Source organism: Bacillus sp. 3255, from assembly GCF_031456485.1.
In the GTDB taxonomy this organism is placed as follows: Bacteria; Bacillota; Bacilli; order Paenibacillales; family NBRC-103111; genus Paenibacillus_E.
Genome location: NZ_JAVDUS010000002.1, coordinates 420373 through 432156, shown reverse-complemented (window position 1 = coordinate 432156; position 11784 = coordinate 420373). Strand labels below are relative to the sequence as shown.

The following is an 11784-nucleotide window of genomic DNA, read 5'->3' as shown; positions in this document are numbered from 1 at the left end:
ACCTCAGATTTTCGCCAAATATTTTGCATACTGCACGAGTTGTTTCACGGACGGTCTAATCTTCTTCTCATTGTTCAGCGGTGTATTATCATCTTTGGAAGGCTTGGAGTTCACCTCGAGCAGCCAAACCTTGCCGTTACGGTCGACGGCCAGATCGATGCCGAGTTCGCCGAAATGGCTCGGAATCTGGTTCTCGACCCCCTTAGCGATTTCGAGCGATGCCTTCCGTAAGCGTGCCATAATGGATACGCGGGCGGCGGACGAGAACGAAGTTTTGGCCAGCGCTCCTGTCACATTCGTGAGTGTGCCGCCTCTTGCCAGATTGGAGACGAAGTGCTGGCTGCCCGCAATCCGTCCAACGATGGAAGTGACGCCCCATTCCCCTTTGGCCCCCCGCTGAACGAGCGAACGGAAATCGACTGACTTCCCTTCGGTTGTAATCAGATCAAGTCCTTGCTGCAGCTGATAGCGTTGGGTCTTGAGCTTGCCGGAGATCGCTTGGAATAGCGCGGTAAGGGACGGAAAGGTTTGTTTGCGCACACCGGTTAGGTTCGTATAATGACACGTATACGCATCGCCGGTTTCCCGGCGAATCCGAATGATCCCTTTCCCCAGGGAGCCGGTGATCGGCTTGAGGAACAGGACGGGATGGCGGGAAGCCATCGATTTGAGCATTTGATAATTTTTGAAGAGGTAGGATTCCGGCAAATATCCATGCAGAGAGCTCTCTTTGCGCAGGGCGTCGAACACTTCCGTTTTGTTCAAATATTTCTCATTGAAAACCTCCGTCCCGTGACGGGCTTTGGCATCTTTCAGAAATTGTTGAACGTTCGGCAGGTTCTCATACTTGCGCGAGGTGAGCCGGTTATAGATCACATTGGGAATCGGAAACGTTTTTTTGCTCCAGGAACCATTGGAATACGAATACGCAGAAATGGAGCTGGCATTGGCATGCATTTCACCTGGCGGGAAGAAGCATACGACGGCCCCATAACGTTCACATGCATCCGTCATTTCTTTACAAAAAGCGGTAATAGCACCAAATGGGCGATCGGGCGAACTCGTATAAACACGGCTGATCATTACGCCAATCAAAGGTCCAATCGACAAGGTGCCCACATTTTGCCTATAATGGAGATTAAGCCGAGCCCCTTGATGAATACCGATCTTGGTAGCGAGGACAGGATTGAACCGCAAACTGTTCGATGTAGCGGCGGTGATGACTTTAACATCCTGTTTGGCAGAGCCAAAACGCAGGGTCATCGATTGGTTGGACGGAACTTTCCATTTTCTTGCAATGGCTTCACTTAGAACAACGGTCCGATCATCCAAATAGATGCTGGTGCCATGAATGGATATTCCGACTTTCGTCCTGGTCAATAGCGAACACTCCTTCCAGCATCAAAAATGGCATTGCTGTTTAAGCAAAGTAAACTACTCCATCATATGAGGACATATATCTAATGGTTCTTAGGGATATGTTCGAAACTGCACTGGGAAAAGCCCAACCGTATGGAAGTATAATAAGGAGGCAAACGCAATGAATGTACATGACAAGGCTTACGAGCTGGCCAAAGCGATCAGAGAAAGCAGCGAGTATCAGGATATGCTGGCAATAAGATCCAAAATCAATGGGGATACGGCCAGCAGCCAGTTGCTGGACAATTTCCGTCAGCGGCAAAGCGAGCTTCAGCAGAAGATGGCTGCAGGCGGCATGCCGCCGCAAGAAGAATTGGAACAGCTGCAGAAGCTGTATGACACGCTGGCATTGAATCCCGGCATTAAGCAACTGTTCGATGCGGAGCGGCGGTTATCCGTCGTCCTGGAGGACGTTCAGCGGATCATTGCGGAGCCGCTGCAAGCGATGATGAATTAGGAAGTCAGACTATTCGGTGGAATCGTACTTATACGATGGCCGGATAGTCTTTTTTTTTGCTCAGGAACGGTTATTTTTCAGTGTATTTTCAGTTTACGCTAAGGCAGTGCTCAGGCTTCCGGGCTGTTGTGCCATTATAATGAGATCATACAGGCAGACAAGGAGGGGCGAAGGCAATGAGAAAATCCAAATGGACGAAATGGCAGTTCGGTATAGGTATAGGCGTCCTTCTCTTCTATTTATTTCAAGAGGTGCAAGAGAGCCCTCAATTCCAGGAGGCGGTCGTCGCGGCAGCATCAGCCAAGAGTGCTCCTGTCGTCGCTCAGAAGGAAGCTTCACCCAATACGAATCGGATTCAGCCGAACGGAGAGCGAAGGGGCAGGAATCATTCCCGCATAGCGGGAGGCATGGCGGACTCCGGTTCCGGTTCGGGATCAAGTTCAAGTTCAGGATCGAGTTCAGGATCAAGTTCAGGATCAAGTTCCAGTTCCTCACAGTCGCAACTAACGCCGCACGCGAGAAGTCATGCTTCTTAGAAATGGATGAGGGGGTGAAGCGCCATGCTTGAGGAGATCAGCTTTCGTTCGATGAACACGGATATTCAAGTTTTGCTGAGCGGGGAGAACGGCGGGACTTTGCTAGAGCAGGAAATCCGTGCCTACTTCGCAAACGCCGAACGGAGATTCAGCAGATTCCTGCCTGAGAGCGAATGCTCTTCATTGAACCGGTTGGCAGGCAGCAGGTGTATGATATCGCAGGACATGATGAACGTGCTTGAGCTTTGCCGGCATTATTATGAAGTAACGGAAGGCATTTTCCATATCGGTATTCTTCCGGCCCTCGCACATGCCGGGTACCGGCGTACCTTCGAATCCATTCAACATGCAGAAGACATACAGATAGATCCAGCGCCGAGACTCGCTTATTCCCGTCCGGACGACTTGCAGCTGGACTTGAATCAAGCCATGCTGTCCGTACAGATGCCGGCCCATCAGCAGATTGATTTGGGAGGCATTGTGAAAAGCTGGACGGTTCGCGAATTGTCTAACCGTCTTCGCAGGGAGGGCCAAGCGGCAAGGGGGCTTGTGAACGCCGGGGGCGATATGCAAGCATGGGGTGGCGCCACGGGCGAGCAGCCTTGGGTGATTGCGATCGATCCGCCCGAAGTGGCGCACGATAAGCCGTTCGACGAAGTCATGCTCCTGCTGGAAACCGGAGCGGTCGCCACGTCCAGCACGCAGAAGCGAAGCTGGAAGACATCCAAGGGAAGTATGCATCATCTTATCGATTCCCGTACCATGGAGCCAAGCCGTTCCGCGGTGCTGCAATGTTCGGTCGTTGGCGGGGATTTGATCGAATGCGAGATTTGGGCCAAAGTGATGTGTATCCTGGGGGTAGAGGAAGGGCTGCCGCTATTGCGCAGCCGTGCGCCGCGGCTGGAAGCTCTTATCTATACGGCGGATGGAGCGCTTCATCATGCGAAGCCTCTCGCCGGCACATCCACCGGCAGGTGGGTGGGACTTCAAGCGGACTATGTATACGATGCGGAAGAAGAAAGGAGCGGGATTCGCTATGATTCAATTTCTCGTTGATTTGCCGAGTTGGACGTTGATCCGGCTGTTCGGTATTCTAGCCTATCTCAGTTTATTTATCGGGATGGCGCTTGGCATTTTGTACAGCTTCCCGCAGTGGAAGGGCCGTACCAAAGCGCAGATGCAGCGATGGCATACGTCTGCGAATCAGCTGGGAACCGGCTTGGCTTTGCTGCATGCGGTTCTCTTGGTTATCGATACGTACATGCCCTTTCAGTCGAGGGAGATCTGGGTTCCTTTCGCTGCCAAGCAGTCACCTGCCTTGAACGGGATCGGTTCGCTGGCTTTATATGGCTTGCTGCTGCTTATTTTCACGACGGATATTCGCCAGAAGCTGAAGAGAAAGCTTTGGTTTGCGCTGCACTTGCTCGCTTATCCGGTCTTCGCAATGGCCTTGATACACGGATTATATCTAGGCACCGACAGCTCGAACCCTATGATCAAAATGATGTATATATTGACGGGACTTGCTTTGGCCGGTCTGACCGTCGTTCGCGCCGCAATGCGACCGCGCAAACGTCAAACACTGAAACAAGAGACCCGTCCTGTTTAATCCAAAAGGTTCCTATTCTCGCTGAATAGGGGCCTTTTTGCACATGACAGGCGATGTTGCGAAAAATGTCTAAACTGTCTATAGTTAAAGGGATTGAATAGGAAAAGAGGATTTGAAACCGTTATGGCCAAACAAAAGATTACGGAGCTCGAGATCGTTAGAGCGCTTGCCATTCTGGCTGTCGTCACCATTCACGTAACGGCCGATTGGACCGTGGACCCGACGCTTGCGGGAAGCAGCTCGCAGCTGCTCATTTTATTTTTGAACAAAATCAGCTATTTCGCTGTGCCCGTTTTCATTTTTTTAAGCGGCATCGTGTTGTTCTACATTTATACGGATAATTGGAGCGCCAAGCAGGCCGGCGTGTTCTATTGGAAGCGCGTCAGACAGGTGCTGGTCCCTTACATTGTGTGGTCGTTTTTCTACTATATGTACAACCCGTGGCTCTGGACGCCGGGACATCCGGTGAAGATCGATATCCGCGTATTCCTGGAGCAGCTGAAATGGGCCGATTCCGGTTATCATTTGTATTTCATGATTATTATCGTGCAGTTCTATCTGCTGTTTCCGCTGCTCGTCTGGGCGGTCAGGAATGCGGCATGGTTCCGCAAAACGCTGGCCCTGTGGGGACTAGCTATTCAAGCAGGCGTTTACGTCTACAGCCACTGGTTCGGCTCGATCGCCCATAAACCGGAGCTGTGCGTCACGTACTTCGGCTATTTTCTCATCGGCGGCGCCATCGGGATGAATTATGGAGCTTTCCGCGCTTGGCTGGAGAGGAACAAAGGGTGGGTACTGCCGGCATCGGTGCTTGCCGGACTTGTGTACACAGGACTCTATCTCTTGGGGCTCAAAGGGTATACCTTCGAGAACACGTGGTTTGAGCTCTTGTGGCTGCTTTACAGCGTGGGCATCGGCGTCAGCTTCATCTGGTGCGGGAAGTGGCTGCTGCAGCACGCCCCGCGGGTCGCGAGCTTCTTCGTTTCTCTCGGCTCCGTGTCGTTTGGCGTCTATTTGATGCATCCGGCACTGCTTTCCATGTGGAAGTATACCATTCAAATGCCGGGCTCGATCGTGATGTTTCATTTGTATAACGTCCTGGTGCTCGTACTGATCGTCGTCATTCCTTGGGGACTGACGCTGCTGTACCGCAAAGCGCGGAAAATGTTGGGTTTGAGATGAAAAAAAGGTGTCCCGAAGCTGTGATAGCTGGGGACACCTTTTTTTGGTGTTAAAGGCGGTATGTCAAGCTGCGCATACTGCGGAGGCTGCGCTACCCGAGACATGCAGATTGCCCATGGAAGAGCCGGCTTCGGGTGCGGTGACCCGGATCGGACGACCTCCCGTGGCGTTGCATCTCCTTGTCGGCTGGCCCGGATGGAACAGAATCTAACGGACACAGACGATCTTATTTACCGGTTTCGGCGCGAAAACGGGCCGAAATTGACAAATAGCGGCGCCGGTGTCCGTTAGAATTTCTAAACGGTTCAAATCCATGGAATAAGAGCAGCCGGGTCCGTTAGCGAGAAGCGGAGGTGCGATAATGCGCTTCAAGGCCTTAGCGGCAGCCTGCCGGCATCAATACCCGCGCGTATACTGCGGCGGGATGTGCGCCTGTTCGCGCTGGTCAAACTGCACAGCCGCATGCGCCGCCCAGTACGGATCGCGCAGCAAGCCGCGGGCAACGGCCACGAGATCGGCATCTTCATTGCCGATAATGCAGTTGGCGAGCTCCGGATCCTCCAGCATGCCGACAGCGATTACCGGCACCTGCACCGCTTCGCGGATCTGCCGGGCGAACGGCACTTGATAACCGGGGAAGTTGCCCGGTTTCCTAACGCCGGCGGGGCCTTCCCCGCCGGAGCTTACGTGAAACGCATCGACGCCGGCTGCGCGGTAAGCATGCGCCAAATGGATGGCGTGATCGATATCGTAGCCGCCATCGGCATATTCAACGGCGGAAATACGGAAAATAAGCGGCATATCCGCCGGCATTTCCTTTCTCACCGCAGCAATCACTTCCGTGCCGAAGCGGGCGAGATCTTGGCCGTACACATCGTCCCGGCGGTTCGTGAGCGGCGATTGGAATTGGTGGATGAGATAGCCATGGGCGCCGTGCAGCTCGATCGTGTCTACGCCGGCTTGCACCGCGCGGCGGGCGGCGGCGCCAAACTGCTGTACGACCTCCCGCACTTCAGCGGTCGTCAGCGCCCGCGGCGTTTTGGGATAGCCGGGGAACGCGATGGCCGAAGGCGCTACGGGCACCTCCGCATCCTCGGCTTTGCGGCCGGCGTGAGCGATTTGGATGCCGATTTTGGCGCCGTGCGCATGGACGCCGTCGATGATTTTGGCGAAGGCAGGAATGTGCTCGTCGGACCATAAGCCAAGGTCCATGTCCGTGATTCGGCCGTCCGGATGCACGTCGGTCATTTCCATAATGATGAGTCCGGTGCCGCCGATGGCCCGGGAGAGATAGTGGACGTAATGCCAATCATTCGGCTTCCCGTCCTTGGCAGTTACGGAATATTGGCACATAGGCGCCATGACGATGCGGTTTCGTATATGCAAACCTTTGAGATCGTAAGGTGAGAACAAATCTTTTTTCAAGCGAAGTACCTCCTCATGAAATTAAACCTGCAATAGCGCTCGGCTATTACAAAGTATTATGGTGTGTTATAGTATGAATTACAAGTACCCACTTTTTTGTAAGATAGTATCAAAAAGTATACCGTACAAATGTCGTGAAAAATATGTTGAATACAATGGAGGGAACACCCTATGATTCCAATCTCGATTCTGGACCTGGCGCCCGTTATCGAAGGCGGGACGCCAAGAGATTCTTTTCGGCGCTCGCTGGATTTGGCCAAGCATGCTGAGGAGTGGGGCTACCGCCGTTACTGGCTGGCTGAACACCACAACATGCCGGGAATCGCCAGCTCCGCCACCTCTCTGGTGATTTCACATGTCGCAAGCGGTACGAAGACCATTCGTGTCGGCTCCGGTGGTATTATGCTGCCCAACCATGCTCCGCTTATCATCGCCGAGCAGTTCGGGACGTTGGATGCTCTCTACCCGGGCCGCATCGATCTGGGCTTGGGCAGAGCCCCGGGATCCGATCAGCTGGCAGCGCGCGCGCTGCGGCGAGGGCTGGGGAGCGACGGACATGACTTTCCCGAAATGCTCAGCGAACTTCGCGGCTATTTGGATCCGTCGCTGGGAACCGGTATGCCGGGCGTGCGGGCAGTCCCCGGAGAAGGGGCGAACATTCCGATTTGGCTGCTGGGCTCCAGCGGCTTCAGCGCGCAATTGGCAGGACAGCTGGGGCTTCCGTTCGCTTTCGCCAGCCATTTCGCTCCGGATTTCCTGCTTCCGGCACTGGAGCTATACCGCGGCGGCTTCCGCCCCTCCGAGGCGCTGGAACGCCCTTACGCCATGGTAGGAATCAATATTATCGCCGCTGACACGGATGCGGAAGCGCATCGGCTGGCTACCTCGCAGCAGCAGCAATTTCTTAATATGATCCGCGGCCGGACCGGCATGCTGATGAGCCCTCCCGTAGATGATATGGATCAGCTGTGGACCCCTCAAGAGAAAGCTTACGTGCAGCAACAATTAAGCTTCTCTATCATCGGCAGCAGGAATACCGTCAAGGAGAAGCTGCAAGCGCTTGGAGAACGCACCAAAGCGGACGAATGGATGATTGCCGGGCAGATTTATGATCATGATGCCCGGTTGAGATCGTTCCAAATCGTAGCCGAAGTTATGAGAGAGTTGTAAAATCCATAGAGCCAAGGAAGGTTGTTGCTTATGAACGAGACGATCCAGCTGCTGCAAAATCATCGCTCGATCCGCAAGTTTAAAGATGAGCCTGTGCCATCTCAGCAATTGAACGCGATTCTGCTCACCGCCCAAGCGGCGTCGACGTCCAGCAATATGCAGGCATACAGCGTCATCCGCGTTACGGACGGCGGGCTGAGGGAACGGCTTGCCGAGCTTGCCGGCAATCAGGCCTATGTGAGCGAATGCCCGGAGTTTCTCGTCTGGTGCGCGGACCTGCACCGCTACGCCCAAGCGGTCCGCCTGCACGCGGACACGCCTGTGACCGGCAATGCCGAGAATCTCGTCATTGCCACCGTCGACGCTGCACTCGCTGCGCAGAATGCAGCCGTGGCCGCCGAGTCGCTCGGTCTCGGCGTCGTCTACATCGGCGGGCTGCGCAACAAGCCCGCCGAAGTGTCCCAGCTGCTGGGCTTGCCGCAGCTGGTGTATCCGGTATTCGGCATGTGCATCGGCATGCCGGACCAGGAGCCGCTGCAGCGCCCGCGGCTCCCGCAAGAGGCCGTATGCCATGAGAATCGGTATACGTATAAAGCGGATACCGTTCGCAAGTACGACGAGACGGTCCGTGCATACATGCACTCGCGGACCGGGGGGAAAGTCGATACGACCTGGTCCAAGGAGATGGCGGCCAAGGCGCTGCGGCCGCGCGAGCATATGAAAGCGTTCCTGAACGCTCAGGGCTTCGGTGAGGTTTGATAAGCCGATAACCAGCGAAACTTTCGGCGGATGACTCATATCGCGAGTACTTGTCTCATACAATGGAATATGGCAAGGCTGGCTTGCAAAGTCATTATCCGCCGAAAGGAGATCGATCCCGTTGAAAGGCTTTAAAAATGTCGTCTATATGAGCGTAGCGCTAGGCATGCTGATTTATTCCGTGCCCCAACTGCAGCTGCGGGAAATCGGTTCGCTGCCGATGATTTTCAGCTGTATTTGGATCGCGATGGCGCTGCTCGTCATTGCGTCTCATCTGCACCAGATCCTCGGTGTGGACGAAGAGCAGCGCAAAGAGCTGCGGCGCATTAACCGGATGAAGAAGTGGCAGATGGAACAGCTCGTTCAGGGCCGCCGGAAAATGCTGCAATTCCGCAAATAACATGCAAGGCTTCGCCTTACTATTTTGACAACGAACATATGTTTGGTATAATGAGTTTATGAAACATCCAATCCAATAGGGTTGGATGTTTTCATTGTGAATTGCTGAATAGCCGCATTGTTCTTGATCCGGTGAACGTTTATACTAGTAGTACAGAGTAGTACAGGATCAAGCGAATGGGGTGTAACAGTTGGATACACAATCCGCAGATGCGCTAACGAAGCACGAACAAATATTGCGATATATCGAAAGCTTGAAGCTGGGCAGCCGGATCTCGGTTCGGAAGATCGCCAAGAACATGGAGGTTAGCGAGGGCACAGCTTACAGGGCGATTAAAGAGGCGGAGAATCAAGGTCTGGTTTCGACCAAAGAACGGATCGGCACCGTCCGGGTGGAGAAGAAGCTGCGGCAGAACATTGATAAGCTGACCTTCTCGGAAGTGGTCAATATGGTGGACGGACAAGTGCTCGGCGGCTCGCGCGGGATGCACAAGACGCTGCACAAGTTCGTCATCGGCGCGATGGAGCAGGACGCCATGATGCGTTATATCGAGGCCGGCAGCCTGCTTATCGTCGGCAACCGGAACGAGGCGCATATCTGCGCACTGGAACAAGGCGCAGGCGTGTTGATCACAGGCGGCTTCGATACGAGCGCGGAAGTGAAGCTGCTGGCGGACAAGCTGGAGCTCCCGATCATCTCGAGCAGCTATGATACGTTTACGGTGGCTTCTATGATCAATAGAGCGATCTACGACCGGCTGATCAAGAAGAAGATCATGCTTGTCGACGATATCTTGGCATCGGGGACTTCGCTATACGCCCTGAAGGCGAACAGCACGCTGAAGGATTGGCAGCGCCTGTCGGAGGATACGGGCTTCAGCCGGTTTCCGGTCGTTGACGAGTGGAATCGGATCATCGGCGTCGTTACCTCCAAGGACATGGTAGGAGCGAGTCCGCTGCAGAGCGTCGATAAGCTTATGACGCGCAACCCGCTTACGGTCACCCCGCAGACATCGGTGGCCTCCGCAGCCCACATGATGGTGTGGGAAGGCATCGAGCTGCTGCCCGTTGTGGATACGAACCGCAAGTTGGTGGGCGTGTTGAACCGCAGCGACGTGCTCAAAGCGATGCAGTACATTCAGAAGCAGCCGCAGAACGGAGAGACGTTCGAGGATTTGATCTGGTCCGGCCTGGAGGAAGTCAGGGACGAGAACGGCTCGCTGCAATTCCATGGCGTCATTACGCCGCAGATGACGAATCATCTGGGCACGGTATCCGAGGGCGTGCTTACAACGCTGATGACCCAAGCGGCTTACCGGATCGTACAGGAATTCAAGAAAGGCGATCTCGTCATGGACAACATGTCGACCTATTTCCTGAAGCCGCTGCAGATCGATTCCAAAATAGAAATACGGCCCACCATCATTGAGGTGAGCCGTAAATTCGGGAAAATCGATGTGGAAATTTATCACGCGGGAGCATTGGTGTCCAAGGCGATGCTGACCGCCCAAGTCATCTAGACTGTCGCTCTTATTAGCCCAGCATGCGGCTGAAATGCCCGTGATTGCGAACGCCGGCGAAGAAATTGAACAGTCCGAGCAGGACCAGCACAGTGCCGAAAATTCGCCGGAAGCTGGAATCGTTGAAGAAGAACAGCTGGGTGATTGCGATCATGACGAGCATAAGGCCCATGCATATATTCATGCGGGCCGCATAGAGGCCGCGTTGGGCGGGCTCTCCCGCACGGCGCGCCCGAAAGCTGAAATATACGGATAAGGCCAGCAATACACAAATAACGGTAAATAATATGGCTTGAATCGCGAACATAGGGTTACTCCGTCCTTTATATGCAAGTTTACTGTTTACTTTAGCGATTTCCGGACGAGATTGCAATCCTGCCCTCTATGCCGCTTCTAGGTTCGTTTCTCTTGCGCCGTGACCCAGACCGTCAATTCCGTTTGAATGAGCACGATGGATTTGACTTCGACGATATATTTTTTATCATGCAGAACATATGTTCTCTGTGTAATAAGCCGCTCATAGAGCGGCTGGGCATCTTTGACATAGGTGGCCCTCTGGCCGATCACGAGCTTAAGCTCGTTCTTCACGTCGCCTTCGATTTCTTTCTGGATATCCTCGCTGATGATGTCGTCCTGCGTCTTCGGCGTCAAATGCACATTGACGACATTAATTAACGATTGCTTGTTTCGCGTTTTGTGCAGGCTGTCGATATCGGTGCGAAGCTCGCGGTTTTCTTCCAAAACTTTATGCATTTCCACGTAGAGCTGTGTGTATGTGTGCTGATGAATGCTCATATATACGGCGCTCCCTATGATGGCTCCCGAAACCATCAGTCCGAAGCTCGCAAGCAGGCCCTGATATCGGGAAAAGGGAGGAATCCTCAAGGCTGATGGCCTCCTTTGCAAATCATTTGGATCAGCGAGGTGCCCATCTGCGCGCCAACGAAGGCGACGACGATGAGGATGATTTGCTTGATGGCCGGATTCAAGTGCCCAACGGCTACATGGCTTTCTATATAGCGTATCGGATCAATCGTGCCGCCTACGGCTGCCACCATGGCCCAGATCTTAATGTTTTCCGCAACGGTTAACATTTTCTCGGTCGGAGATTGCATCGTCAGCACGGCTGCGATACCGCTTAACATGCTGCCTCCGAAGACCACTCCGAAAGCAATGCAGAAGTATACAATAATATTCGCCCAGAAGACACCCATGGCCATTACCGCTTCCTTTCCAGCTAAGTTGTGAGGACAAACTCTCTATACTTACTGTATGGGAATGCAAGGCTACATTATGATAAGATGTAAG

The 11784-nt window shown here is 53.7% G+C and carries 14 protein-coding genes; 9 read left to right on the top strand and 5 right to left on the bottom strand.

Annotated features, from left to right (window positions below; translation table 11 throughout):
* Positions 1–3 precede the first annotated feature (3 nt).
* Positions 4–1380 (bottom strand): YheC/YheD family endospore coat-associated protein, encoded by a 1377-nt coding sequence (locus J2X61_RS04545; protein WP_274466208.1) that lies wholly within the window; start codon positions 1378–1380, stop codon positions 4–6.
* Between the two features lie 160 nt (positions 1381–1540).
* On the opposite strand from J2X61_RS04545, the gene J2X61_RS04540 reads away from it, so the two are divergent.
* From J2X61_RS04540 to J2X61_RS04520, 5 genes are all read left to right on the top strand, one after another.
* Positions 1541–1876 (top strand): YlbF family regulator, encoded by a 336-nt coding sequence (locus J2X61_RS04540; protein WP_274466207.1) that lies wholly within the window; start codon positions 1541–1543, stop codon positions 1874–1876.
* Positions 1877–2052: 176 nt separating this feature from the next.
* On the top strand, positions 2053–2412 hold the full coding sequence (locus J2X61_RS04535) for a hypothetical protein (protein WP_310186184.1): 360 nt from the start codon (positions 2053–2055) through the stop codon (positions 2410–2412).
* Positions 2413–2436: 24 nt separating this feature from the next.
* Positions 2437–3468 (top strand): FAD:protein FMN transferase, encoded by a 1032-nt coding sequence (locus J2X61_RS04530; RefSeq protein WP_310186180.1) that lies wholly within the window; start codon positions 2437–2439, stop codon positions 3466–3468.
* Positions 3449–4021, top strand: coding sequence for a ferric reductase-like transmembrane domain-containing protein (locus J2X61_RS04525; RefSeq protein WP_310186178.1), 573 nt, complete (start codon positions 3449–3451; stop codon positions 4019–4021). Before J2X61_RS04530 ends, J2X61_RS04525 begins: the two co-directional genes overlap by 20 nt.
* A 123-nt stretch (positions 4022–4144) precedes the next feature.
* Positions 4145–5203 (top strand): acyltransferase, encoded by a 1059-nt coding sequence (locus J2X61_RS04520; RefSeq protein WP_310186176.1) that lies wholly within the window; start codon positions 4145–4147, stop codon positions 5201–5203.
* Between the two features lie 396 nt (positions 5204–5599).
* Here J2X61_RS04520 and J2X61_RS04515 read toward each other — a convergent pair whose 3' ends face one another.
* Positions 5600–6628, bottom strand: a complete 1029-nt coding sequence (locus J2X61_RS04515; RefSeq protein WP_310186175.1) for an NADH:flavin oxidoreductase/NADH oxidase — start codon at positions 6626–6628, stop codon at positions 5600–5602.
* A gap of 171 nt (positions 6629–6799) precedes the next feature.
* Here J2X61_RS04515 and J2X61_RS04510 point away from each other — a divergent pair, with 171 nt between their 5' ends.
* From J2X61_RS04510 to J2X61_RS04495, 4 genes are all read left to right on the top strand, one after another.
* Positions 6800–7798 carry an LLM class flavin-dependent oxidoreductase gene (locus J2X61_RS04510; RefSeq protein WP_310186174.1) on the top strand — a complete coding sequence of 333 codons (999 nt, stop codon included), beginning with the start codon at positions 6800–6802 and terminating at the stop codon, positions 7796–7798.
* A gap of 30 nt (positions 7799–7828) precedes the next feature.
* A complete protein-coding gene (nfsA, locus tag J2X61_RS04505) occupies positions 7829–8557 on the top strand; it encodes an oxygen-insensitive NADPH nitroreductase (RefSeq protein WP_310186173.1) in 729 nt (242 codons plus the stop codon).
* A 121-nt stretch (positions 8558–8678) separates the two neighbouring features.
* On the top strand, positions 8679–8957 hold the full coding sequence (locus J2X61_RS04500; RefSeq protein ID WP_274466199.1) for a hypothetical protein: 279 nt from the start codon (positions 8679–8681) through the stop codon (positions 8955–8957).
* A gap of 190 nt (positions 8958–9147) precedes the next feature.
* Positions 9148–10476: a DRTGG domain-containing protein gene (locus tag J2X61_RS04495; RefSeq protein ID WP_274466197.1), complete on the top strand. Its 1329-nt coding sequence runs from the start codon at positions 9148–9150 to the stop codon at positions 10474–10476.
* 13 nt (positions 10477–10489) lie between these two features.
* On the opposite strand, the gene J2X61_RS04490 is transcribed toward J2X61_RS04495, so the two are convergent.
* The 3 genes from J2X61_RS04490 to J2X61_RS04480 all read right to left on the bottom strand — a co-directional run bounded on the left by J2X61_RS04490 (position 10490) and on the right by J2X61_RS04480 (position 11690).
* On the bottom strand, positions 10490–10783 hold the full coding sequence (locus J2X61_RS04490) for a YtpI family protein (protein ID WP_274466196.1): 294 nt from the start codon (positions 10781–10783) through the stop codon (positions 10490–10492).
* Positions 10784–10869: 86 nt separating this feature from the next.
* On the bottom strand, positions 10870–11271 hold the full coding sequence (locus J2X61_RS04485; RefSeq protein WP_274466195.1) for a sporulation membrane protein YtrI: 402 nt from the start codon (positions 11269–11271) through the stop codon (positions 10870–10872).
* Positions 11272–11357: 86 nt separating this feature from the next.
* Positions 11358–11690, bottom strand: a complete 333-nt coding sequence (locus tag J2X61_RS04480; protein WP_274467438.1) for a YtrH family sporulation protein — start codon at positions 11688–11690, stop codon at positions 11358–11360.
* Positions 11691–11784 lie beyond the last annotated feature (94 nt).

Excerpts from the sequence above, each read along its gene's own strand:
- J2X61_RS04540 (WP_274466207.1), top strand. The coding sequence starts at position 1,541 with ATGAATGTACATGACAAGGCTTACGAGCTGGCCAAAGCGATCAGAGAA.
- J2X61_RS04535 (WP_310186184.1), top strand. The coding sequence starts at position 2,053 with ATGAGAAAATCCAAATGGACGAAATGGCAGTTCGGTATAGGTATAGGC.
- J2X61_RS04530 (WP_310186180.1), top strand. The coding sequence starts at position 2,437 with ATGCTTGAGGAGATCAGCTTTCGTTCGATGAACACGGATATTCAAGTT.
- J2X61_RS04525 (WP_310186178.1), top strand. The coding sequence starts at position 3,449 with ATGATTCAATTTCTCGTTGATTTGCCGAGTTGGACGTTGATCCGGCTG.
- J2X61_RS04520 (WP_310186176.1), top strand. The coding sequence starts at position 4,145 with ATGGCCAAACAAAAGATTACGGAGCTCGAGATCGTTAGAGCGCTTGCC.
- J2X61_RS04510 (WP_310186174.1), top strand. The coding sequence starts at position 6,800 with ATGATTCCAATCTCGATTCTGGACCTGGCGCCCGTTATCGAAGGCGGG.
- nfsA (WP_310186173.1), top strand. The coding sequence starts at position 7,829 with ATGAACGAGACGATCCAGCTGCTGCAAAATCATCGCTCGATCCGCAAG.
- J2X61_RS04490 (WP_274466196.1), bottom strand. The coding sequence starts at position 10,783 with ATGTTCGCGATTCAAGCCATATTATTTACCGTTATTTGTGTATTGCTG.
- J2X61_RS04485 (WP_274466195.1), bottom strand. The coding sequence starts at position 11,271 with ATGAGCATTCATCAGCACACATACACACAGCTCTACGTGGAAATGCAT.
- J2X61_RS04480 (WP_274467438.1), bottom strand. The coding sequence starts at position 11,690 with ATGGGTGTCTTCTGGGCGAATATTATTGTATACTTCTGCATTGCTTTC.